16 protein-coding genes are annotated in these 24,061 nt (G+C 42.4%); 6 read left to right on the top strand and 10 right to left on the bottom strand.

Features of this window, described 5'->3' with window-relative positions; genetic code table 11:
* Positions 1-64: 64 nt before the first annotated feature.
* Positions 65-526 carry a ferritin-like domain-containing protein gene (locus tag PZB74_RS07690; RefSeq protein WP_302241913.1) on the top strand — a complete coding sequence of 154 codons (462 nt, stop codon included), beginning with the start codon at positions 65-67 and terminating at the stop codon, positions 524-526.
* Positions 527-895: 369 nt separating this feature from the next.
* Entirely contained in the window at positions 896-1,384 is a 489-nt protein-coding gene (locus tag PZB74_RS07685; protein ID WP_302241912.1) for a hypothetical protein, read from the top strand.
* A 3-nt stretch (positions 1,385-1,387) separates the two neighbouring features.
* Here PZB74_RS07685 and PZB74_RS07680 read toward each other — a convergent pair whose 3' ends face one another.
* The 9 genes from PZB74_RS07680 to PZB74_RS07640 all read right to left on the bottom strand — a co-directional run bounded on the left by PZB74_RS07680 (position 1,388) and on the right by PZB74_RS07640 (position 12,371).
* A complete protein-coding gene (locus tag PZB74_RS07680) occupies positions 1,388-2,437 on the bottom strand; it encodes an NAD-dependent epimerase/dehydratase family protein (protein WP_302241911.1) in 1,050 nt (349 codons plus the stop codon).
* Between the two features lie 77 nt (positions 2,438-2,514).
* Entirely contained in the window at positions 2,515-3,888 is a 1,374-nt protein-coding gene (locus PZB74_RS07675; protein ID WP_302241910.1) for an alkaline phosphatase family protein, read from the bottom strand.
* Positions 3,885-5,096 carry a metabolite traffic protein EboE gene (gene eboE, locus PZB74_RS07670; protein WP_302241909.1) on the bottom strand — a complete coding sequence of 404 codons (1,212 nt, stop codon included), beginning with the start codon at positions 5,094-5,096 and terminating at the stop codon, positions 3,885-3,887. The genes PZB74_RS07675 and eboE overlap by 4 nt, the downstream gene beginning before the upstream one ends.
* Before the next feature lie 24 nt (positions 5,097-5,120).
* Positions 5,121-6,266 carry a 3-dehydroquinate synthase gene (locus PZB74_RS07665; protein ID WP_302241908.1) on the bottom strand — a complete coding sequence of 382 codons (1,146 nt, stop codon included), beginning with the start codon at positions 6,264-6,266 and terminating at the stop codon, positions 5,121-5,123.
* Positions 6,267-6,361: 95 nt separating this feature from the next.
* Positions 6,362-7,255, bottom strand: a complete 894-nt coding sequence (gene eboC / locus PZB74_RS07660; RefSeq protein WP_302241907.1) for a UbiA-like protein EboC — start codon at positions 7,253-7,255, stop codon at positions 6,362-6,364.
* 82 nt (positions 7,256-7,337) lie between these two features.
* The gene (locus PZB74_RS07655; RefSeq protein WP_302241906.1) at positions 7,338-8,243 is read right to left on the bottom strand and encodes a TatD family hydrolase; all 906 of its coding nucleotides are present in this window, start codon (positions 8,241-8,243) and stop codon (positions 7,338-7,340) included.
* Between the two features lie 50 nt (positions 8,244-8,293).
* Entirely contained in the window at positions 8,294-9,193 is a 900-nt protein-coding gene (locus PZB74_RS07650) for an EboA domain-containing protein (protein ID WP_302241905.1), read from the bottom strand.
* Positions 9,194-9,457: 264 nt separating this feature from the next.
* Positions 9,458-11,269, bottom strand: a complete 1,812-nt coding sequence (gene typA, locus PZB74_RS07645; RefSeq protein WP_302241904.1) for a translational GTPase TypA — start codon at positions 11,267-11,269, stop codon at positions 9,458-9,460.
* A 169-nt stretch (positions 11,270-11,438) separates the two neighbouring features.
* Positions 11,439-12,371 (bottom strand): mechanosensitive ion channel family protein, encoded by a 933-nt coding sequence (locus PZB74_RS07640; protein ID WP_302241902.1) that lies wholly within the window; start codon positions 12,369-12,371, stop codon positions 11,439-11,441.
* A gap of 116 nt (positions 12,372-12,487) precedes the next feature.
* Between PZB74_RS07640 and PZB74_RS07635 the strand changes: the two genes are divergently transcribed.
* The 4 genes from PZB74_RS07635 (at position 12,488) to PZB74_RS07620 (ending at position 20,909) form a co-directional block, all read left to right on the top strand.
* Entirely contained in the window at positions 12,488-14,059 is a 1,572-nt protein-coding gene (locus tag PZB74_RS07635) for a beta-N-acetylhexosaminidase (RefSeq protein ID WP_302241900.1), read from the top strand.
* A 193-nt stretch (positions 14,060-14,252) separates the two neighbouring features.
* Positions 14,253-16,475, top strand: coding sequence for a S46 family peptidase (locus PZB74_RS07630; protein WP_302241898.1), 2,223 nt, complete (start codon positions 14,253-14,255; stop codon positions 16,473-16,475).
* A 263-nt stretch (positions 16,476-16,738) separates the two neighbouring features.
* Positions 16,739-19,753: an AsmA family protein gene (locus tag PZB74_RS07625; RefSeq protein WP_302241896.1), complete on the top strand. Its 3,015-nt coding sequence runs from the start codon at positions 16,739-16,741 to the stop codon at positions 19,751-19,753.
* 121 nt (positions 19,754-19,874) lie between these two features.
* Positions 19,875-20,909: an isoaspartyl peptidase/L-asparaginase family protein gene (locus PZB74_RS07620; RefSeq protein ID WP_302241894.1), complete on the top strand. Its 1,035-nt coding sequence runs from the start codon at positions 19,875-19,877 to the stop codon at positions 20,907-20,909.
* A 26-nt stretch (positions 20,910-20,935) separates the two neighbouring features.
* Here the strand turns inward: PZB74_RS07620 and PZB74_RS07615 are convergent, their stop codons facing one another.
* Positions 20,936-24,049, bottom strand: coding sequence for a Kelch repeat-containing protein (locus PZB74_RS07615; RefSeq protein ID WP_302241893.1), 3,114 nt, complete (start codon positions 24,047-24,049; stop codon positions 20,936-20,938).
* Positions 24,050-24,061 lie beyond the last annotated feature (12 nt).

The following is a 24,061-nucleotide window of genomic DNA, read 5'->3' as shown; positions in this document are numbered from 1 at the left end:
GTAGAATCCCTCGTTCTGAGCATTATTTATACCTAACTTTTTAGCCAACACAAATTTTTTAGTTATGGAAAACGACAAAAGAGCTATTTCCATTCTCAACGAATTGTTAGAGAAAAATTACGATGCCGAGAAGGGTTATCGTAGTGCGGCAGAAAACGTAAAGCAACATTCTCGCTTAAGCAATTTTTTGCTACAGAATGCTGATATCAGACAAGGGTTTGCCATTGACCTGGCAGATGAAATTTTAGAGCTGGGAGGTAAGCCAATATCAGATACCAGCCTGATGAGTGATTTACATAGAGCCTGGATTAATTTTACAGCTAACGTAAGTGCAAAAAATGATGAAGATGCAGTGCTTAGAGAATGTGTAAAAGGAGAGGAGGCTGCTCTTAAAGACTATAACAAAGCACTAAAGAGCAAGAGCCTCGGAGACTCCACTACTACGCTACTGGAAGATCATCGCAAACAGATAATTCTTGCTATTAATGAGCTAGAAAGCCTTGAGGGTGCAGGGGAAGTATTATAAATTTATTCTGACGGGAGGCTTACCTCCCGTTTTTCTATTTAAGGCAAATATTTCCCTACAAATAGGGTAAACTACAGCTTTCACTTATTAACCCCTTAATTCTCACATAGGCTATAGCTGAAAATAGCAGTTTACTATTCAAAGAATTTCACAAATAGAGAAAGCATTACTTTAAATCCTTATGTACAAACGCTTTATATACTGTGTTTTTATAGCCTTTTTCCTCTAATCCTCCTTTAGTTCCATTTTCATACCTTATATGCGTATTTAATACTACTCCTTATTACACATGCAAGAGAAGATTTGTGATTGAGGTTAGTAAGCGAGCGGCTTGACTTACTTTTATCATTGAAACCAATAACTTTTTCTATGAAAAGTATAATTGCCTTTCTCCGATCAGAGTCTTTCGTCTTTATCGCTCTGATATTTATTATTTTAGGGCAGATGCTGCATACGGCTTACCTCTTTGAGACGGTAAGACGAGCCGACCTGACTATCAGCCTGGCTAATGAAAACTGGAGCGGTCTTAACTGGGCTCATGCTATTATCTGTGCCTTCGCTATTGAAGCTGCTATTCTTATGTTTATTTTACATGGTAAAAAATTAGTAGGGCAATTTTATGCATTGGCTTCTTTTGCTTCTAACCTATTGTACTATAACCATTGGGAAGCGTCTATTGACATGATCGCCACCTCAGTACTTATCAGTGCAATGCTAAGTGGCTCCATCTGGTTCTTTAGCGAGTTGCTTACAGAAAAGCTTGATTTTAAAAGTAAAGCTGCCAGCAACGAAAGTATTTCTGAAGACGACAGTAAGCGTAGAAAAGAAGCTATGAAGCTATTTGGCATTAAAGGCTAAGTATCAGACCATAAACTTGTATTTGTATGCCTTGTGATAAAGCTTATCCTCAAGACGATAGTCCCAGGGGATAGGCTTTTTGTCTTTAGAGAAGTACCAGCGCTGATACTCTATGGTTTTCTCAATAGCCTCCGCACTACCTATGGGCTCGCTAAAGCCTATATCTTCTCTCAGACTGGAGGTGTCCATAATAAGGTGCTGTCTGTAATTGAAAGGCTGCTTTTGGTAGTTAGGTAAAAATTTAGCATTTGTCTTCACTACTTCTAGTTTCCAGTCCATAGCATTGGCAATACGTACTACCCACTCATATACACTATGAGCACGCTCCTCTCCAATATTGTAAATTTTACCTTCTGCTTTAGGGGACAGGGCGGCCTGCGCAATAGCTTCGGCTACATTTTCTACATAACCCCAGGTCCACCGCCAGTCGGCTTCGGCTTCGTTTAGCAAAATGAAACGTCGCCCGTCTAAAATACGGCTGATGGGCTCCTTGAGGCGAAGCTGCCTATCACCTGGGCCATACACTGCCGATAAACGTAAAATTGTATTGCGCCGCTCAAATGCATTTTGGTAAAGTGCTTCTACAGGTATCTTATCATAATCCCATATGCGTGGGTTATTCAGATAACGGTATGGGTATAGTGTTTCGCGGTAAGGAGCACTTTCTTTTAGCGGTAAGGGTTCCAGTTGATCTGCTTTGGGGCTTCTGAAGTATTCATACGCACGATACACATCGCTACTACTAATACCCACCATACGTGGTTTTGCGTCTTCAAAGGCTTGTAGTGTATTCCATGCATCCTGAAAGGTAAAGGAGATCATATCTATGACCACATCTGGCTCCAGCATACGAAACACCTTTCTGTACTGTATAATATCCTCCTTGTCGCCATGGATATGGTATACACGCTCTTCGGAGAATAAACCATCTATATCGCTACGCGTAAAGAGCACGACATCTGTATTTCTTCTGAGCAGAGCACGAACTACGTGAGTACCTATAAAGCCGGTACCTCCAATCACTACAACTTTCATGGCCTGAAAAAACAGCATTTGCCCCTGATGTGAAAACTAATCTCAGCTCAAAACACGCAAACGTAAGAAAAGCCAAACTTCAAATGAGAAAGCTACTAAAACCCTAAATGGTGTTTGATTAATTCGTACACATGAGTTGGTGCTATATTTGCCTCCGGAAGCAGATTTTTGTTCTGGCTTATTAGTAATGGGCGATCTTCTACAGACTCCGGAATACGACCATGGGCACCTTTAACCAGTGTGGCATCCAGCGGGATAACATCCATTAAGTAGCGAAACCCCAGCTTTTTCTTTAGTAGCTTCATACCTACCTTAGCCTTTAAAAACTTAATATTTGGATCGGCAAATACTTCTACCGGATCGTAGCCTGGCTTTTGGTGAATATCTACCGTACGGGCAAAGTCAGGAGCTTTATTATCGTCTAGCCAATAGTAATACGTAAACCATGAATCTTTATCGGCAACTGCTACCAGGTCTCCCGCTCTTTCGTGGTTAATATGAAACTGCTTTTTCCCTTCCTCATCCAATACATGCTGTATACCTGGTAATTTTTCCAGCAGCTTTTTGACCTGCGAAAGTATGCTCTTGTCGTTCACGTATACGTGGGCCAACTGGTGGTCGGCTACCGCAAATGCACGGCTGGCTCCTGCATCCAAACGCTCCAGCCCCAGCTCTTCTTTAATAGCGATATAGCCCTCTTTACGCAAAGCCCGGTTAATGTGTACAGGGTGGTTTACATCGGTAATCCCATACTCTGAAAGCAACACCACTTCGGCTCCTCTGGCTTCATAAAAAGTTATCAGATCTTTGCATACTTCATCTATCTCTTTAAGGTCTTTAGCAATTTTGCTAAAGTCTATGCCACAGCGCTGAAGGTTATAGTCCAGATGTGGAAGGTAGATAAGTGTAAGTGTAGGATTGTGCCACTCTTCTACTTTTTTTGAAGCATTAGCTATCCAGCGGGTAGAATTGATGTTAGCATTGGGGCCCCAGAATTCAAATAGCGGAAACTGGCCAAGTTCACTCTGCAGCCTGTCGCGCAAGTCCATAGGTTGAGAGTACACATCAGGCAGCTTTCGTCCATCGGAAGGATAAAGCGGGCGTGGAGTTACAGAGTAGTCTGCACTGGAGTACATATTGTACCACCAAAACATATTAGCGCAGGTAAAACCAGGATCTGCTTTTTTAGCCTCTTCCCAGATTTTTGTAGCCTGTACCAGATGGTTTGACTGCCGCCAAAGCTTGATTTCGCACTCATCACGAAAATACCAGCCATTTCCGACGATACCATGATCGCTAGGGTGTTTGCCGGTCAGGTAGGTATATTGAGCACTACAAGTTACTGCCGGTAGTACAGGGTCTATAGATATCTGCTTACCTTTGTCTCTCCACTCTTTCAGAAAAGGAGTATGTTCTCCGATCAGGCGGGGAGAGAGAGCCACTACGTCTATTACAACTGTCTTCTTCATGCCTGCACAAAGTTTTGTCTTACCCAGTAAAGCTCACGAGCGATAGACTCTGCCAATTCTATACGAATATCTTCAGGCAGCACCTCCCAGGTATATGTTTCTACTTCCAGATGGTTAGTAATATGATTTGTTTTTAGGTGGTTAAGCGTTTTTACTACGTCATCCTGAGTGGACTGCAATTCGCCGTAGCTTTCTAAAAATATAGGCACATGGAAATGTGTCCTCCACTCTTTAATTTCCGCTTGATGAATTTCTTCCAGTGCTTCGGGAAGGTCGGGGTATTGCTTGCGTTTACCACTTTGGTCCAAGGCAGCTACCTGATGCAGGTAGGTAGATTCTTTGAACTGTTGAAAGGCCGCTTCTTTAAGTGAGCGATCTCCATCGGGAAACTGTGTTTTTAGCGCAGCACTAATCTGTACCTTGCCTATGCGTATATCTGCTGCTTGCAACTGCTGAAGTACCTGTTCCGGCTCTTCGTACATAACTGCAAAATGGCAAACATCATAGCATACACGAATATGGTCTCTCAGGCACTCTTCCGCATCTTCTTTACTCAAATTATGATTTTGCGTAAGCCAGGCTGTACCCTGAGGTAGTAAATAATCATTATAAAAAGCCAGGGTAGTCTGAGTGTCTTCCAGCAAACCATCTGGCTCGGGCTCAATATCCAGGTGAAGAAATTTGCCGGTGTTGGCTTTGATCTGGTGTAGCTGCCATGCGATCTGGCAAATATTCTTTACTCCTTTTATCATTACTTCCTGTACAACCTCAGTACCCTGATGCCAGTGTTTGTAAGAAACAGGAGATGTTGATATGCCTCCATCCATCCCTTCAGGTAGCAACTCAGTGAGCAGCTCAAATAGCGTATGGGTATATTCATATCGCTCTGGAGTAGTCCAGTCGGGCTGATGTACATCATCTTTAACCCGCTGCCTGTGAAAGCCCCCGTAAGGAAAGCCGTTCATAGTAAATACATAGCAGTTGTTTACGGCTAACCAGTTTTTAAACACTACCAGATTGTGAGCGTTTCTGAGCTGATCCGCAGCCTGACGGGATAAGCGTAGCCCAATGCCAAAAGGCTGATCGGGAGATAAGGCTTGCTTGATACTTGGAACATAGATATCTAGCGTCTGCATGACGCTATCCCAGTCTTCTCCAGGATGAATATTAGTACAATAGGTTAGCTGGTACTCCTGATTGAGTTTCATGAAAAGGTCTTAAAACAAAAAAAATTATACGATTTGGTCGGTCTCTTCAAATACCTCCAGGCGATTAACGGCTTGCTGAATGAGTTTAGTATCCATTTCGTGTACTTCTACTCCTTTGCCAATTTTTTCTAGCAACATAATGGTCAGCCTACCCCCCAGATGCTCTCTAAACTCCTGCAAACCCTTCAGAATTTCGTCCTGCTCCATCTGGGGCACATACAATTTAAAGCCCAAAGCTTTAATAAGTTGTATTACTCTTAATAGTTCAGCTTCGGTTATCATACCTTTAAGATAGGAATAAGTAACATCCAGCGCTATGCCTATGGCTACTGCTTCTCCATGACGAAGCTCGTACTGGGTAAGTTGTTCCAGTTTATGGGCAGCCCAGTGTCCAAAATCAAGCGGGCGAGAAGATCCCATTTCAAAAGGATCGCCTCCGGAAATGTGCTCTAAGTGCATCTCCGCGCAGCGGTAAATCAGCTCCTGCATAGGTTGAGACTCACGTCTTGCCAGAGCTTCTGCATCTTTTTCCATCTTCTCAAAAAAGGCTGCATCCTTTATCAGGGCAACTTTAATAGCTTCAGAGATACCTGCACGCCAGTCGCGCTCATCCAGGGTAGCTAAAAAGTCCAGATCGTTGATTACCGCAAATGGTGGCGCAAAGCTACCCAGATAATTTTTTTTGCCGAAGTAATTGATTCCGTTCTTAACGCCTACTCCTGAGTCGTTCTGAGAAAGTACGGTAGTAGGTATTCTGATATGGCGTATACCCCGGTGCGATACGGCCGCGGCAAAGCCCACCAGGTCTAGTATTGCCCCACCCCCTACGGCAATGATGTAGGAGTGGCGGTCTATTCCATACAAATGTGTAGCCTCTACAATTTGCTGCAAATAGTCTGTATTGTTTTTTGCCTGCTCTCCTCCTGGGATTATTAGCGGGTCAGCACAAAGGGTATAAACTTCTTTAAAATACGTAGCGTGTGCTTTGATCTCTTGCAATAGCTTCGGGTGGGCCTCACTTACACCATTATCTATTACGTAGTACACCTTAGGTTTCTGCTCACTTTTAAGCAGATCTGCCAGCAGGCTATTGGTAGTATGAAAAAGTTGATTAGTAAATAGGACCTGATATTCAAATGGAACACTAAAAGACTGACGTATAGATTTCATGAGATCAAATTATTCTGGAAGCTAGATTGCAAGATAATAGTTATACTACAAAAGTAACTGAGATTCTTTACAAAAAGTGCCTGAGTTATTGATGTTTAGGTAACCGCAAAAGCCTTGGCTACCCAACGCGATACTGGAAATAATAGTATGATGACGAAGCCATATAGCCAACCCGCAAAAGCAGTGGCCAGTGCGGCATCTAAAACTATAAGAGAGAGAACTCCTGCTTTTACTGCCATGCCTATAATGCTGGGTTCGGGGCTTTTCATCGCTTTTACCAAGGGAGGGTAGATAAAATAAATTAGCAATGCTAGAAATGGCAGCACCTGCCAGTAAGCCTCATAAAACACCCAGGCTAATATTAATATTGCTACTATGATTATAGCATACATTACCCCTGCCCAGCGCATAGTGCTACGATCTCCTCCATGTACTTCGCCACGGCTAATCATAGTAATAGCAGCAATGTATACAATGGGAATAAGGCTGATATACCAAACGTGGGTTAGGGTAGCCGGTACGGCACTAACTCCTAATAGCAGATTTCCGCCGCGGCACAGCCCCATATTTACCGGGCCAAAGTTTTTTTGATGCTTGCCCCAGGCATTGTAGAGTATGGCGCAGGCAGCTACCAGTATGGCTATGACCATACTTATGTGAGATACCATCCAGGCCGATAATATACCTAACACAAGAAGCAGCCCACCTATAAGGCTGGCACTTAACAAACTTGCCTCTCCGCTAGGAATTGGCCGCTCCGGGCGTTCTACGCGATCTAGTTCGGCATCAAACACATCGTTAAATACAACTCCGCCGGCATAAAGACCTATAGTAGCCAACACCAGCCACATTAGGATTTCTGCATGTGCTGCATTATCTATCCATTGCACCGCCAAGCCGGATGCCGCAAAGCCAGCCATGATATCTGCAACGGCAGTTATGACGTTGGCCGGACGCATCAGTTTAAGGTGCGCTACAATTTTTTTCATACCTAGAATAATCTTTTAGTGCATATACAAGAAAGACGACCTCTTAGGGTCGTCTCTGCGCTGTTGAATGTATGAATAAATATTAGTTCTCTACAATGTCAGAAGACCCTTTAACTTTAGGCGTCTGCCCCCCGCGAAGTACGCTGTTGCCAGAGTACTTTTCACGTTGGTCTATGGCTACATCTTCCCAGTCACTCTCTTTCATCTGTCCACTTTGGCTATAGGCAGCCAAAGCATTCTGATAACACACCTGATGCACATGCTCCTCTGGTATACCTTTATCTAACATAAGCTTAGCGGTTTTGGGTACCGCAAGGGGATCGCTTACTCCCCAATCTGCTGCACTATCCACAATGATACGCTCTGGGCCATACTGCTTAACAATATCTACCATACGCTCGCTACCCATTTTGGTATGAGGGTAAATGGTAAAAGCAGCCCAGAATCCTCTGTCTAGCACTTCCTGCACTGTTTCTTCATTATTATGGTCTACTACAACCATTTCTGGCTTAAGGCCATGCTCTATACAAACATCCATACTCCGGGTAGTGCCTCTTTTTTTGTCCCGATGGGGGGTATGTATCATTACTGGCATGTCTACTTCTTTGGCCAGTTCCAGCTGCATACGATAATATTTATCTTCGGCGGGCGTCTGGTCATCATAGCCAATTTCTCCAACGGCTACTACCCCTTCTTTTCCTACATAAAGGGGGAGTAGTTCCATTACCTGCTCTGCCAGTCGCTCATTGTTAGCCTCTTTAGAGTTAAGGCCAATCGTGCAATAATGCTTAATACCAAACTGACTGGCTCTAAATCGCTCAAAACCTACCAGACTATTAAAATAGTCCTGAAAACTTCCTACTTTGGTACGAGGCTGGCCCAGCCAGAATGCTGGTTCAATAATAGCTACGATCCCTGCTGCCTGCATGGCCTCATAATCGTCAGTGGTACGTGAAGTTACGTGTATATGGGGGTCTATAAATTTCATTAGTCTACAAGTTAATTTGGATGTTGTGATACTTTTTTTGGCATACCCTATTAGGCATTATACCGCTCTCCTATGCTATTCCAGTTAATATCTCCTTTTTGTATACGCTGCCTAAAGTCGGGGTGCTGCTCCAAGAGGGTTCTGCCTCCTGAGTAAGTATTTTGAGCACAGGCCAGTAACGCGGCTTCCACCTCTAGCGGTTGTCCGTCTTTGATTGATTTCTCAAGCTCTGAGAGGTATTGCTCACCCAGGTAGGGTGCTACAAACCGCCAGATTTCAGGGCTTATCTGCCTATGGGCGGCCCAGCGTTCATGGGCAAAATCTACCAACATACGCGCCAGCTCCGGGTTGGCACGTTCGTCAGCACGATCTATTTTGTACAAAGGCCTACCCATAAATACTGCTTTAAGAAGCAGCTGATTCCAGGCTTCCTGATCCAGATAATCTGCCGGGTAGGGATTCTGCAGCGCTATTGCATCAAATACATTGGTCATATTGGTACGTATACCCTCTGCTGTACGGCCGGTGAGCGCTTTAGGGTGAGGAAGCAGCGGCAGTGCTGCATAGATAGCCTGCTGCTCATACATATCGGCGGTTTCGCACATTCTATCTATCGTTTGCGCATATTCCGCTTCATTATTGTGGGGTAGATAAAGTAGAATGTAGGTGCGGACAAGCTGAGTCAGGTCCCAACCCTCAGGGGAGAAGCCTGACCTGAGCTCTCTGGCCTGGCTGAGAGTAGCTTTGCTATATGTAATGGTAGCTTTACCCAAAAAACGAGGCACTGAGCTAAAAGAGAAATAGAAAGTTCGGTAGTTCCACTCCTGCTCCAGTTTATGGGTCTGCTGGTCTAGCCACTTTAGACCTTCAGCCGTTGCGCTCTCACGGATTATCGCATATAAAAAATCCTTTGCCTGCTTAAGATCAGTCTGATATGTAGTTGCTTGCATATTAAAAAACTTTGAGCCTTCAAGTTAAGGTTTATTTAGGATTTATGCATCCAGAATCGCATTTCAGGCGGTTTCTACACGTGTTTTTAGTATCAGTATTGATAAAATAATTTGTAGCAACAACCAAAAAATATTGTATGAACACCTCTTATTGCAGCAGATATCATTGTGGTGGCTTGCAAGTCTTTACTGAAATGATAAAAAAAAGCGTTACCTCACGGCAACGCTTCTATAATTAGTGCAGAACTAAACAGTTCTCTATATCTATTGTGCTTCCATCTTGGAGGCCATACGCTTACGCTCGTTTTCATCCAGATAGATCTTACGCATACGGATGTTTTTAGGCGTAATCTCAAGGTATTCGTCTTTCTGAATGTACTCCAGAGCTTCTTCTAGCGAGAAAGTTTTCTTAGGAGCAATTTTGGTATTATCATCTGAGCCAGCAGCACGCATGTTGGTCAGTTTTTTACCTTTCAGAATGTTAACTACCAGGTCATTACCTCTAGAGTGCTCACCAATAACCTGTCCGGTATATACATCTTCGCCCGGATCTACGAAAAACACGCCTCTGTCCTGTAACTTATCTATAGCGTAACCAGTACCTGCACCAGTGTCCATAGAGATAAGTGATCCGCTTAATCTACCTTGAATTGTCCCCTTGAAAGGCTCATATGATTTAAATCTATGGTTCATAACTGCCTCACCAGCAGTAGAAGTAAGCACATTGCTACGCAGACCTATTAGTCCACGTGCAGGAATATCAAACTCCAGGTGTTGTACATCTCCTCTGGATTCCATAATCGTAAGCTCACCTTTACGCTGAGTAGCCAGCTCAATCACCTTACCTGCATATTCGTCTGGTACATCTACCACCAAATGCTCTATCGGCTCATGACGCACACCATCTATTTCTTTAAACAATACCTGAGGCTGGCCTACTTGCAACTCATACCCTTCGCGGCGCATAGTCTCTATCAGTACTGACAAGTGAAGAATACCTCGTCCGTATACTAGAAACTTATCTTCGCTATTGGTCTCCTGAATTTTTAGTGCCAGGTTCTTTTCCGTTTCTTTAAAAAGCCTGTCACGTAAGTGGCGAGAAGTAACATATTTACCCTCTTTACCATAGAAGGGTGAGTTATTAATAGTAAAGAGCATACTCATAGTAGGCTCATCTATTGCAATACGAGGTAGTGGCTCAGGATTGTCGTAATCGGTAAGAGTATCGCCAATCTCAAAATCGTCCAGACCTACAATAGCACAGATATCTCCGCTTTCTACTTCTGAAACTTTTACTCTTCCCAGCCCTTCAAAAGATTGAATTTCTTTGATTTTGGCTTTTTTCACGCTACCATCACGCTTACAAATACCCATGTTAGCACCTTCCGACAGCTTACCCTGATATACACGCCCAATGGCAATACGACCAACAAAAGCCGAGTAGTCTAGCGAGGTAATCTGCATCTGAGGAACACCTTCTCTGCGAGGGGCTTCAGGTATATGGTCTACAATAGCATCCAGAAGTGGAAGAATGCTATCAGTAGGTTTTTGCCAGTCTTCTGACATCCATCCCTGTTTAGACGACCCGTACATGGTCACAAAATCCAGCTGCTCTTCGGTGGCGTCCAGATTAAACATCAGATCAAATACACTTTCATGAACCTCATCGGGGCGGCAGTTTTCTTTATCTACCTTATTAACCACTACGATAGGCTTAAGGCCCAAGCCTAAGGCTTTGCTCAATACAAAACGAGTCTGAGGCATAGGTCCTTCAAAAGCATCCACTAACAGCAACACGCCATCAGCCATTTTTAGCACACGTTCTACCTCTCCTCCAAAGTCGGCGTGACCAGGAGTATCAATAATATTGATTTTTACATCTTTATAGCGAACAGACACATTTTTAGACACAATAGTGATGCCCCGTTCTCTTTCCAGGTCATTGTTATCCAGTATAAGATCGTCTGTTTCCTGATTTTCTCTCAATACCTTAGAGGCATGAATTATTTTGTCCACCAGGGTAGTTTTACCGTGGTCAACGTGTGCGATAATCGCAACATTTCTGATGCTCTGCATGAAATTATTTTTATTTATGCTATGAAAGCGCAAAAATAGCGTAATAGGTTCGATTTAGATGATAATTATTGAAGAAACTTTTGTTAACTCTTCAATCTACCGTATAAGAGGCGGTATCAGGCGTTAAAAGTACGTTTTGCAAAACTATTTTTTGAGCTCAAAACTTCTTTCAGCTCAATTGAGCGATGATCTGGGTAGCTTTTCTCAAAGTATACTGCCTGATTTCCTGTTCTTTAGATAAGCTGGGGCGGTTCATTTTAAAACGAAAGCTCATCTGTACTTTATCAGAAGCTATGTTTCGCACCAAAAGCTCATAGCTATTTTTTTTAATGTATTTTTCATACTCAGCAGTAGCCCCAACCAGACTATCTATAAGAGCAGGGGTGTCTTTTAGCAGTTCAGGCTTAAGCTCAAAAGGCACATTGACCATAGCACTTTCTCGTCTGCTCAAATTGGTAATATCTGAGCTGTATACTGTTGTATTGGGTATAGCTACCAAATCTCCCTCCTCGCTACGCAAATGCACACTGCTCAAAGTAATATTAACAACCTTACCCTCATGGTTACCTACTTTAATGGTATCTCCTAATACAAAGCGGTCGCTCACCATAAAAATCATCCCGTTTACTGTATTAGATATGTAGTCTTTAGTAAGGATTACTGATGCTACTGCTACCAATGAAAAAGAAGTGAAGAAAGTCTGCCAGGTAATTTCAAAGAGAAGAAAAACTGCTGCAATAAAAGCTGCAATAGAAATGAGGGTGGCAATACGATTAATTGCCAGTACGATATTATCTTCCTGTTCTTCTTTAATTTTTTTACGACGAATGTAAAAATACACGGAGATAATTCTGGCTAAAGAGACCAGTAAGTGGGCCGTCAGGTAAAATAAAGCTGCCCTGATGATGCGCTCAAGAAATGTATTTTTCTCTTCTGCTGCCTCCTGTGCCTCAAACCAACCCTGAAACTCGTAGTTTATGTACAGTATGCCCAGCAGAAATAACAATTTCAGAAAAAAATAAAGCCTTTTTCTGCTTTCTTGCCGCACTATATTTTTATGCTCTGCCTCCGAAGATTCTACTGTAGCTGTCTGTTTACTCATACTGTAAAATTATAGCTAAATCTGATATTCTGCTACTATGCTTAGGCTCTACTCTACAAGTATTAGCCCTGAGAATTAAAATAAGTTTATATTTTTGGGTGATTAATACTATTTACATGACTACAAAAAGACTTAACATGTTCCGTTCAGCTTTACTGGTGCTGGTTGCTGTATGCCTGCAATGGGCCTGCACTCCCGATAAACCCATGCCTACTACAGACTTAACGCAGGAGAGCCTGATTCCCAAGCCTGTATCTGTTACTGCTACTAATTCTGCCTTTGAAATAAATGAAGAAACTATCATTTACATTGGAGAAGGAGATGAGCTACAAAAGAACGCTCAGTTTCTGGCTGAAGCCATTCAGGCGGCTACTAACTTTGCTCCCTCTATAGAGGCTGCGGGTGCTAATAAAGGTGGTGGACATATCTACCTCTCTACCGATGCGCAAGATGAAGAGTTAGGCGAAGAAGGCTATGAACTGGAAATTACTGAAGAGGCTATAAGCCTGAAAGCCAAACAGGCGGTCGGAATATTTTTGGGCATACAGACGCTACGTCAGCTATTACCCTTACAGGAAGAAGGCCCCTGGTATATAGCGAGTGGCACCATACGCGATTATCCTGAATATGGCTACCGCGGTGTAATGCTGGATGTAGCACGTCATTTTTTCCCGCTAGAAGATGTAAAGCAATACCTGGACTACATCTCTCATTACAAGATGAACGCTATGCACCTGCACTTGTCTGATGACCAGGGCTGGAGAATAGAAATAAAATCCTGGCCTAAGCTTACTGAGGTGGGTGGAAGTACAGAAGTAGGAGGGGGCGAAGGTGGTTTTTATACTCAGGAAGAATATGCGGAGCTGGTTGCATATGCTGCAGAGCGCTACATTACTATTGTGCCGGAAATAGATATGCCCGGACATACAAATGCTGCTTTGGCTTCTTACCCTGAGCTTAATTGCGATGGTAAAGCTACTGACCTTTATACCGGAATAGAAGTAGGCTTTAGTACACTATGTACCGACAAAGAAGTGGTATATGAGTTTGTAGATGATGTTGTAGAAGAGCTGGCAGCTCTTACTCCCGGCCCCTACATTCATATAGGAGGCGATGAGTCGCACGTTACACCCATGGAAGATTATATTCCTTTTGTAAATCGTGCGCAGGAGATTGTACAGTCGCATGGTAAGCAGGTTATGGGCTGGGACGAAATTGCTAATGCCGAACTGCTGGATAATGTAGTGGTACAACACTGGTCAGACGTAGAAAATGTACATAAAGCACTTGAGCAGGGAGCCAAAGTGTTAATGTCACCTGCTACCAAAGCCTATATGGATATGCAGTACGACTCTACCACACAGTACGGTCTGCACTGGGCAGCCTATATAGAAGTAGACAGCGCCTATATTTGGGACCCTACTACTTTTACCGAAGGGGTAGAAAGAGAAAACATTATTGGTATAGAAGCCCCTCTCTGGACAGAGACTGTTACCAATCTGGATGAGCTGGAATACATGGTCTTCCCTCGCTTGCTGGGTTATTCAGAAATTGCATGGACAGCGAAAGAGGCCAGAGACTGGGAAGAATACAAGTATAGGCTGGCGGCCCAAAAGGCACGATTTGAAGCTATGGACATCAATTTCTACCCTTCAGCTCTCGTCCCCTGGGCTGAAACACAGCCATAAACGCTTATTAGCTTAACTCATTACTTAGGGCTTTCAAACTTATTTGAAAGCCCTTCTTTTTTCAGAAGCTCCTCCCTCGCAAACATTTGCCCTATCTTTCGTATTTTCTGCTTGACGGCAGTCGCTTTCTGCTTATCTTAAGCTAGTTGTACAATTGTTTTTTTAGAGCGTATCTTCTAAACATCTTATATCTATGCGAAAAATTATTTATATCCTAAGTCTCTTTTTTTGTCTTCCCTTAGGTAGCATAGCCAATGAGGGCATGTGGCTACCTTCTCAAATTAAAAACCTGATGCTCTACGAGCAAATGAAGGAAATGGGGCTGGAGCTAAGCCCTGAAGATATTTATAGTGTAAATAAGTCCAGCCTCAAAGATGCCATAGTTTCTTTCGGGGGTTTTTGTACTGGAGAGATTATCTCTAATCAGGGATTACTGCTCACCAACCACCATTGTGCATATGATGCAGCACAAAACTTAAGCACGCTGGAAAACGACTACCTCACTGATGGCTTCTGGGCCCGGTCTATGGATGAAGAGCTTCCTGCAGAAGATTTATATGTACGCTTTCTGGTACGCATGGAAGACGTAAGCAGTCGCTTTCAGGAAGTACTGAGTAATGATATGAGTGCTGAGCAACGTCAGGCAATTATAGCTGAGCTTAGTAACCAGATACAAAAAGAAGCTGAAGAAGAGACAGGCTACGATGCTTCTGTTAAGACCTTTTTCGCAGGCAATGAGTTTTACCTATTTCTTTATGAAACTTATAACGATGTGCGTCTGGTAGGCATACCTCCTGAGTCTATTGGTAAATTTGGTGGCGATACTGACAACTGGATGTGGCCCCGGCATACCGGAGACTTCTCCCTGTTTAGAGTCTATGCCGCTCCTGATGGCTCTCCAGCCGAATACGCTGAAGATAATGTGCCTTTGGAGCCTCGCCATCACCTACCGATTTCCTTAGACGGTGTTAAAAAAGGAGACTTTTCCATGGTATTTGGTTTTCCAGGGAGCACAGATCGCTTTCTTACTTCTTATGGCATTCAGATGCAGCTGGATGTAAACAACCCCACACGGGTAGATATTCGTGACCGTCGCCTTAAGATACTGAAGGCTGATATGGACAGCGACCCTCAAATAAGAATCAGCTATGCTTCTAAATATGCTCAGGTAAGCAATTACTGGAAGTATTTTATTGGACAGAGCCAGGGTCTTAAAAACCTTAAAGTAATAGAAAAGAAACAGGAACTGGAGCAGCAGTTCAAAGACTGGGTAGCCCAAAAACCCGAAGAAAGAGCTATATATGATACTGTATTGCAAAATATGGACGAAGCCTATCAGCAAATACGTAATTACCAGACCTCTTATCTATATCTGGCCGAAGGGGTATACGGCACAGAGATACTTCCCTTTGCCTACCGTTTTTCTGCACTGGAGAAGGTGCTTCAGCAGGATGCGAAAGATGAACAAAGCCAGCAAAAGCTTGAGCAGGTAGTTAGTTCTATGAAAAGCAGCGCAGAAGAGTTTTATAAGGATTATAATGCGCCTACAGATCAGAAAGTATTTGCCGCCTTGCTAAGCATGTACGCCAGCAATGCTCCCGCAGACCAGCTACCGGAAGTATTGAATAAAGTGGAACGCAAATATAAAGGTGACTTTAATCGTTGGGCGGCAGATGTTTTTCAAAAATCTATCTTTACCGACCAGCAAAAGCTAATGGCTTTTCTGGAAGAACCTAAGCTTAAAACTCTTAGCAATGACCCGGCATACGCCGCTGTGCAGTCTTTTATGAGCAACTACTACGAAAAAATAGCTCTTCACTTGCGCTCTGCTTACGGAAAACTAGAAAATAACAACCGCCTCTTTGTACATGGTCTGCGCCAGATGAACCCCGACAAAGAATATTACCCGGATGCCAACTCTACACTACGCCTAACTTATGGTTCTGTACTTCCTTACGAACCTAAAGATGGAGTACTTTATCAGTACTACACCACTTTAGAAGGTGTAATGGAAAAGAAAAACCCTGATGATCCTGAATTTCAGGTGCCAGAAAAACTTGTATCACTGTACGAAAGCAAAGATTATGGCCCCTATGCCATAAGCGACAATACACTTCCACTTTGCTTCATTTCAAATAACGATATCACCGGTGGCAACTCCGGAAGCCCGGTAATCAATGGTAAGGGTCAGCTAATTGGTACTGCCTTTGATGGTAATTGGGAGGCCATGAGTGGCGATATTGCTTTTGAAGATGAACTTCAGCGCTGCATTAGTGTAGATATTCGCTACACACTCTTTATTATAGATAAATTTGCTGGTGCCAGTCACCTGATTGATGAAATGACAATTGTGCAAAATACAAAAGCTGAACAGGAAGTTGAAGCCCCTGTAGAAGATAGTCAGATGAACGAATAAGTATCTTTGTATGCCAGATCATTGTATCTGGCATACCTTCTTATAGCCCTCCTCTCGTTTTACCCTTCAACACTTGCCATACTTAGTCGTTACAGTAGTATAAGGCAGCATATTTTTTGATATGTTTTTTAAACTGTTAAGGCAATATCCTTATCTAAGTGAATTGCCTGAGATTCTTACATGGTGACGAATACGAATGTTATAATTCAGGCATAGGACCCTGCTTTTTTATATTCAAACAAGATTTTTAATAGTTAATAAAGATGAAGAAATTACTGATTGTACTGGGTAGTTTGCTGGTTTTAATACTTCTGGCAGCACTTATACTCCCTATTATCTTCAAAGATGATATTCAGAAAGCGGTAGATAAAGCTATGGCCGAGAACCTTAATGCTAAGGTTTACTACGACATTGACGCTTTTAACCTTTCTGTGCTCAGAAACTTTCCTAATGTTACAGTCTCTATGAAAGACTTTGGCGTAGTAAACAACGCTCCTTTTGAAGGCGACACGCTGGTAGCAGTAGGTAATTTTGAGCTCGTAGTTAATCTTAAAAGTGTGCTGTTTGAAGATCAGCCTCGCCTGAGTGAAGTTAATCTAGATCGCCCCAATCTGCACATCAAAGTACTGGAAGATGGAAGAGCGAACTATGATATAGCTGTGGCTAGTGAGGAGGAAGAGGCTCCGGCTGATACTACTTCCTCTGACTTCTCTATCGGTATAGACCACTGGGAAATTACTGATGGCAATATTATATACGAAGACCTGAGTTTACCGATGCTGATGGTGCTTCAGAACCTGGACCATAGTGGTAGCGGCGACTTTACACTTGATGAGTTTGACATGGAAACGTTTACTTCAATTGAACGCCTAACAGTAAACTACGATGGTGTAGAGTACATGTCTGACAAGGAGGTAAATGCAGACATCACAATGCTGATGGACCTTGCCAATATGAAATTTACCTTTAAAGACAATACTGTAGCTGTTAATGATTTTAAGATGGGCTTTGATGGTTTTTTTGCTATGCCTGGCGATGATATGGAAATGGATATTAATTATATAGCTCAGGACAATACCTTTAAAAGCTTATTTTCGCTTATTCCCGGGGCATACCAACAAGATTTTGATGGCCTAAAGGCCGAGGGCACCGTTAACTTCAATGGCTTTATCAAGGGTATTTATAATGAAACTTCTATGCCCGCATTTAAAATGGAGTTGGGCACCCAGAATGCAATGTTCCAATACCCCGACCTGCCTACCGCCGTCAGCAATATCGATGTGGACCTGTTAATAGAAACCGGCGATGATGGCAACCTGGATAATACAGTTGTCAATCTGGAAACTTTCCATGCACAAATGGGTAACAACCCTATTGACGCAAAATTTTTATTGCGCGGACTCGACAAGCCATATATTGAAGCTATGGCTAAAGCTAAATTAGATTTAGATGAGCTCAATCGCATATTCCCTATGGATAGCCTAAGCATGAAAGGTAAATTTAACATAGATCTGAATGCTAAAGGAACATATGATAGTGTAAAAAACACTATTCCAAAAATCAACCTGGCTATGGCTATGCAGAATGGTTTTGTAAAGTCTGGAGAATACCCTCCTCTAGAAAAAATAAACTTCACCTCTTCCGTAGTCAACGAAAGTGGTAAGCTGGCACAAACGGTAGTTCGCTTAAATGATTTTGATATGCAACTGGCCGGAGAGCCTTTCTCTGCCGACATGGTACTTACCAATCTTGACAACTATACCTGGGACCTCAATGTAGACGGAGGCATTGACCTAAAGCAGCTCACACAAATCTACCCTATGGAAGGCATGGAGCTAGCTGGCCGCATTACAGCACAGATTTCCTCCAAAGGTAAAATGTCTGATGTAGAAGCCGAAAACTATCAGGCTTTACAAACTTCGGGCTCTATGGCTATTCAAAACTTTAGTTATGTAGGTGAGGATTTTCCTCAGGGCTTTAAAATAGATAATGCTAAAGGAAACTTTGACCCTCAGAAAATTACATTAAGCAATTTTGATGGAGCAGCTGGTCGTACCGATTTGCGTATGAACGGTTATCTGGCTAACTACATCGCTTATATTTTCGGCGATAATCAGACCCTTAAAGGTGAAATGGCCCTGAAGTCTGGTAAAATGGACCTCAACGAGTTTATGACTGAGGATACTGAAGACGTACCAGCGGATACAGCTGACGCTGCTCTTGAAGTAATAGAAGTCCCTAAAGATATTGATTTCGTATTTACTTCCAGTATTGCAGAGGTGGTTTATGATGACCTTACGCTTAACAATTTTAAGGGCAACCTTATTGTTAAAGATGGTGTGCTTCGCATGGAGAAGCTTGGATTCAATACCTTAGGAGGGCAATTTGCTATGAACGGTACCTATGACACACGTGATATGCAAAAACCTGCTTTTGATTTTGACCTGGATATTAATAACCTGGCTATCAGCAAAGCATATCAAAGCTTTAATACCGTACAGGCACTAGCTCCTATCGCCGAAAAAATGGATGGGCAATTTTCTACTGATTTCCGTATAGCCGGGCTTCTACTTCCTGATATGAGCCCCGATATGAATTCTCTGGATGGAAAAGGCCTTATCTCTATCGCAGATGCAGCGGTAAAAGACTCCAAATTAGTTTCTGCCATCACTAAGGTATCAAAACTAGATAACAGTAGCTCTATCAACCTTAAAGATGTAAAAGTAAGGGCTGAGATAGAAAGCGGCCGTGTTTTCGTAGAACCTTTTGATGTAAATATTGGCAATTTTAAGACCACCTTAGCAGGTAGCAATGGTATAGACGGAAGTATAGATTATATAGCCAAAATGAATATTCCTGCCGGTGCGGTAGGTTCAGCCGTCAACAGTGCTATAGCACAACTTACCGGTGCCAAAGGAGCGGTATCTTCAAATATCTTGTTAAATCTGAATATTGAAGGAACCTATGATGACCCTAAAGTAAGCCTTGCAGGAGCAGAAACGGGAGAAAGCACTTCTCAAGCTGCTAAAGCTGCTGTAACTGCCAAGGTAGAAAAAGAAAAAGAAGAGCTGAAGAAGCAACTCCAGCAACAAAAAGAAGAAGCAGAAGCCAAAGCACGTGCAGAAGCAGAAAAAGCTAAAAAAGAAGCAGAAGCCAAGGCGAAAGCGGAAGCCGAAAAACTAAAACAGGAAGTAAAAGAAGAGGTAAGCGAAACTAAAGAAGAAATAAAAAAAGAGGCTCAGAAAAAACTAAAGAAGCTTTTTCAGCCTCCTACGTAACTCAGTTTAAACTTAATTTTAAACGCAGCTGATGAAGCTGCGTTTTTTTTTGCCTAAACTCCAGCTATATGCTTTTATATAACTTTCTGTATCTTAGGCTTTTGAACAAATCTTAACCGATATGAAAAGATTTATATACTTTTTTATTCTGCTATTTATAAGCACTAGCGTTTTAGGCCAGAACCAAACCAGAGGGAAGGTAGCTATAGCAATACATGGGGGTGCTGGTACCATTAAACGTGAGAATATGAGCCCTGAGCGAGAGGCTGAGTACAGGGCTAAACTGGAAGAGGCATTAAAGGCCGGACATAAAATTCTGGAAGAGGGTGGCAATAGCCTGGATGCGGTGGTAGCAGCCATTCAGATAATGGAAGAATCTCCACTGTTTAATGCCGGCAAAGGAGCTGTATTTACAAATGAAGGCAAAAACGAGCTGGATGCTGCCATAATGGATGGCCAAAGCTTGCAGGCAGGTGCAGTGGCAGGAATAAGTACTGTGAAAAGCCCTATTTCCGCTGCCCGAGCTGTAATGGAAAGCTCTCCCCATGTGATGATGATAGGCAAAGGAGCTGAACAATTTGCTCAGGAACAAGGATTGGAAATTGTGGACCCATCCTATTTTTATACAGACACTCGTTATGAACAGCTTCAGCGTATTAAAAATACAGAAAAGCAACAGTTAGATCATGATGGTGATAATCGTCAGGGTCTGCTTGATCAGAAGTTTCCTGACAGAAAATTTGGTACAGTAGGGGCAGTAGCCTTAGATATGGACGGAAACCTGGCTGCCGCTACTTCTACCGGAGGTATGACAAACAAACGGTATGGTAGAGTAGGTGATGTACCTATTATTGGAGCAGGTACCTATGCTGACAATAACAGTTGCGCTGTATCGGCTACCGGGCATGGAGAGTACTTTATCCGTTCAGTAGTAGCCTACGACATTGCTGCTTTGATGAAATACAAAGGCTTAAGTTTAAACGATGCTGCCAGTCAGGTAATTAAGGAGAAACTGGTTGAGATGGGTGGAGGGGGTGGAGTAATCTCCATAGATGCTAAAGGTAATATTGCTTTGCCTTTTAACACAGCCGGGATGTACCGTGCTTCTATAGATACCCAAGGTCAAATGTATATTGGAATTTATGAGGATGAGTAGTACGGTGCTACCCATCCTCCAATAGCTTATTTGCTCACCTGAATTTTTTGGGTGAGTATTTTTTTATCATCCACATACTGAAAAATATAGATACCGCTTGCCAGCCGTGCCAATGATACGGCTGTTTCTGTTTGTTCAATTTTAGCAGACATTACTTTTTCTCCCTGTATATTAAATAAGCAAAATCTACCGTTCTTATCTAAGTCAGATTCGCCGCATCTTATATTAATTTCATTACTAGCAGGATTAGGATAAACATTGAGTAAGGATTGCGCTGACGGTGTGTCTACTAACTCTTTGTTAGTGGATTCAGCTTCAGCAGATTTGATCATTACCTTAGCTATGCGATCATCTTCTTCTTCTTCGTCATCATCATCACAATAGATATCTCTACCTCCCATGCCTTCAGGTACATTTCCTTGGTTTGTCACAAAAAGTTTGTCTAACTGCGCTCCATCCTCACGATAAGCAAAAGTAATTGTATTGTTACCCTCATTTAAACTAAATGGGTTGTTGGCTACTTCTTTCCAGTCAAAATCATACGATTTTACATTTTCCGCCCATTCTATCCAGGTTCCATTGTTGACTTTGAACCAGAAGGAGTCATCAGCAGAACTAGAAGCCTTTACCCTTGCAAATATCTTATAGGAATCCGCATTACTTAGATTAAAATTGAAAACTAAATGATTCGCTGCTCCTATAGGAGCATTACTATGGCTATTTAGTCCTTCTCTGATGGTAAGGTATTCTTCGCCTGAGGCTTCGTCATCTTCCCGAACTCTCCAATTGCTTCCAATTGTTGCACATTCTGCTTCTAACCAAAAAGATGTTTGAGGCAAGGGGGGGGCTGTATTATCTCCATCATTGTAGATGTGTAGCTGGTCGAGTTGAGCTCCGTCTTCACGATATGCAAAAGTAATTGTATTGTTACCCTGGCTCAAATTGAACGGGTTATTTGCTAACTCCTTCCAGGCGAAGTCATAAGTTTGTACATTTTCCCACCATTCTACCCAGTCTCCGTTGTTAACCTTGAACCAAAAGGAGTCATTAGAAGAATTGGAAGCTTTTACTCTTGCTTTTATTTGATACTCTCCCGCTTTACTCAATACAAAATTGAAACTAACATGATTAGAACTTCCTTCTGGAGCACTGCTATGACTATTTAAACCAGGCTTAATAGTGACATACGCTTCTCCAGATGCTTCGTCATCTTCTTCTATGATCCAGTTACTTCCTACTAATGCATCTTCTGCCTCAAGCCATACTTCGGTAGTTGCTGGCTCATTAGAAATAATTTCTATAGCAGAAATGGTAGGTCTGTTAACCGATGCCTGTAGTTGAATTGTAAGATGACCATCTTCTACTTCAACATCCTCAAAAGTGAATACTTTAGCCTCTGATTGGAATCCATTACCTACACCTTCTTTAAACAAATCTACATCTTCTTTTAAAAGCTCTCCTTCAATACTGATATCAAAAACTCTTTTGCCTTCACCATTACTTCTGATGTAGCCATAATAGAGTTCGGCATGATGTGTCCTGACTGTATACTCTCCGTTTTCTACAGGTATGCTATAAGTTAAGCTTCCTTTGTCATTTGTAGAACCTCTTTCTGTTCTATAAAGAATGTTGTTTAAGGCATTATTAGAATAAGTATGCTCACTATTGTAGTAAGAAGGAAACTGGCTATCAGCAAGGTATTCGTTTCCTTCCATTTGTACACTTTCTCCTCCGGCATTTAAAAATATACTGTGGGCAGCATGCGCTCCACTTACCCTTACTGTTATAGGAAGCTCTGCAGTTTGATACCCATTTGCATTGGCTTTTAGTACAGTAGAATAGGTTCCGGCAGAAAGTCCGGAAGTATTGATATTAATTTCAATCTGATCACCTTCATGAGAAGTTTTATTGTAATAACCTCCAGCAGTTATCCATGAAGGGTTACCTGAGAAAGAAAGCTGATATGTAGGGCTACCGCTTTTTACCCACAAAGCATCCTTTATAGTTGTCTGACTACCGCTGTTTAGTGAAACATCAATTTGCTGGTTGAGGAATCCCATAGCTGGAGAAAAGTTTCTTTCTATGGGTCTTCTTCTTACTTCATTAGTAGGATTGCGAACATTGGCATTTCCTCCGTGAGTGATATATAGATAGTCGTTAATTACTCTTGCAGCAGGAGCTAAGAGCCTGTCTGTCAGCCCACACAGTTCGGTCCACTTATTTTCTTCCGGAGAGTATTTAGTGATATGTCTAAAAAACTGAAACTCTGTTCTACCTCCCACAATGTAGATATCTCCATCTAATACGAAAGTGGCCGGCTCAAAATGTGACCTGGGAAAAGTAAGGTCCGCTTTTCTTTCCCACGAGTCAGTTACTGGGTCATATGCATGCAGTAAATCCGTGTTTTCTATACTTACGTCATGTCCTCGCTGGCCTCCAATTGCATAAATTTTTCCTCCTACTGTAGCTGCACTTAAGTGATTACGAGCTTCTGGTAAAGCGGCAGCTTCATACCAGCCTTTACTTTGATTATCCAGATCCAGCACATAATGCTCTGAAACATCGGTCTGACGATCGGGCTTCAGCCCTCCAATAAAATGAAGCTTACGCCCCATTACAGCCATAGCAGCAGAAGCTCGTTTAGCTGGAAGAGATGGGCCAAAACGCCATTCATTGGTTTTGGTATTGTAAATTTGCACATCATCAATTGCTACTCCCGGGTTATCTCCTTCAAAACCTCCTGCAACCCATATTTCATCACCCACCACTACGGCCCCTACGTGAGTTACGGGTATGGGTATGGGTGCTTTCTCTGTCCATTCATCAGTACTGGGGTCATATTCCGTGGTAGATGACAATATTTTGATGTCAAACCCAAAGCCTGAAATGACATATAGTTTACCATTGACAAAAGCCGTCTGAGACTCTACTCTATATTTTAAAGTATTTGAGAGCTGCTCCCAACTGCAATAGTCAATATTTGCATTATGTAAAGTTGTTACAGAAGGAAGTTGCTCAACAATTTCGGCATAAGCCAAAGGAGAAAAATTATGATTATTCTGATGTTGAGCTTGAACTTTAAAAAAACATAGTAGAGCAATAACTACGCTCCATACAGAATTTCGGAAGAGATTTTTCATATAACTTTGTGG

This window comes from Porifericola rhodea (genome assembly GCF_030506305.1).
In the GTDB taxonomy this organism is placed as follows: domain Bacteria; phylum Bacteroidota; class Bacteroidia; order Cytophagales; family Cyclobacteriaceae; genus Catalinimonas; species Catalinimonas rhodea.
The sequence above is the reverse complement of the archived record's forward strand: the minus strand, read 5'-3'. Positions and strand labels throughout refer to the sequence as shown.

What these genes read in the sequence shown, in the direction of transcription:
- PZB74_RS07630 (WP_302241898.1), top strand. Translation starts at nt 14,253, where the DNA reads ATGCGAAAAATTATTTATATCCTAAGTCTCTTTTTTTGTCTTCCCTTA.
- PZB74_RS07655 (WP_302241906.1), bottom strand. Translation starts at nt 8,243, where the DNA reads ATGAAATTTATAGACCCCCATATACACGTAACTTCACGTACCACTGAC.
- PZB74_RS07615 (WP_302241893.1), bottom strand. Translation starts at nt 24,049, where the DNA reads ATGAAAAATCTCTTCCGAAATTCTGTATGGAGCGTAGTTATTGCTCTA.
- PZB74_RS07640 (WP_302241902.1), bottom strand. Translation starts at nt 12,371, where the DNA reads ATGAGTAAACAGACAGCTACAGTAGAATCTTCGGAGGCAGAGCATAAA.
- typA (WP_302241904.1), bottom strand. Translation starts at nt 11,269, where the DNA reads ATGCAGAGCATCAGAAATGTTGCGATTATCGCACACGTTGACCACGGT.
- PZB74_RS07690 (WP_302241913.1), top strand. Translation starts at nt 65, where the DNA reads ATGGAAAACGACAAAAGAGCTATTTCCATTCTCAACGAATTGTTAGAG.
- PZB74_RS07635 (WP_302241900.1), top strand. Translation starts at nt 12,488, where the DNA reads ATGACTACAAAAAGACTTAACATGTTCCGTTCAGCTTTACTGGTGCTG.
- PZB74_RS07680 (WP_302241911.1), bottom strand. Translation starts at nt 2,437, where the DNA reads ATGCTGTTTTTTCAGGCCATGAAAGTTGTAGTGATTGGAGGTACCGGC.
- PZB74_RS07675 (WP_302241910.1), bottom strand. Translation starts at nt 3,888, where the DNA reads ATGAAGAAGACAGTTGTAATAGACGTAGTGGCTCTCTCTCCCCGCCTG.
- PZB74_RS07665 (WP_302241908.1), bottom strand. Translation starts at nt 6,266, where the DNA reads ATGAAATCTATACGTCAGTCTTTTAGTGTTCCATTTGAATATCAGGTC.
- eboE (WP_302241909.1), bottom strand. Translation starts at nt 5,096, where the DNA reads ATGAAACTCAATCAGGAGTACCAGCTAACCTATTGTACTAATATTCAT.
- PZB74_RS07650 (WP_302241905.1), bottom strand. Translation starts at nt 9,193, where the DNA reads ATGCAAGCAACTACATATCAGACTGATCTTAAGCAGGCAAAGGATTTT.
- PZB74_RS07625 (WP_302241896.1), top strand. Translation starts at nt 16,739, where the DNA reads ATGAAGAAATTACTGATTGTACTGGGTAGTTTGCTGGTTTTAATACTT.
- eboC (WP_302241907.1), bottom strand. Translation starts at nt 7,255, where the DNA reads ATGAAAAAAATTGTAGCGCACCTTAAACTGATGCGTCCGGCCAACGTC.
- PZB74_RS07620 (WP_302241894.1), top strand. Translation starts at nt 19,875, where the DNA reads ATGAAAAGATTTATATACTTTTTTATTCTGCTATTTATAAGCACTAGC.
- PZB74_RS07685 (WP_302241912.1), top strand. Translation starts at nt 896, where the DNA reads ATGAAAAGTATAATTGCCTTTCTCCGATCAGAGTCTTTCGTCTTTATC.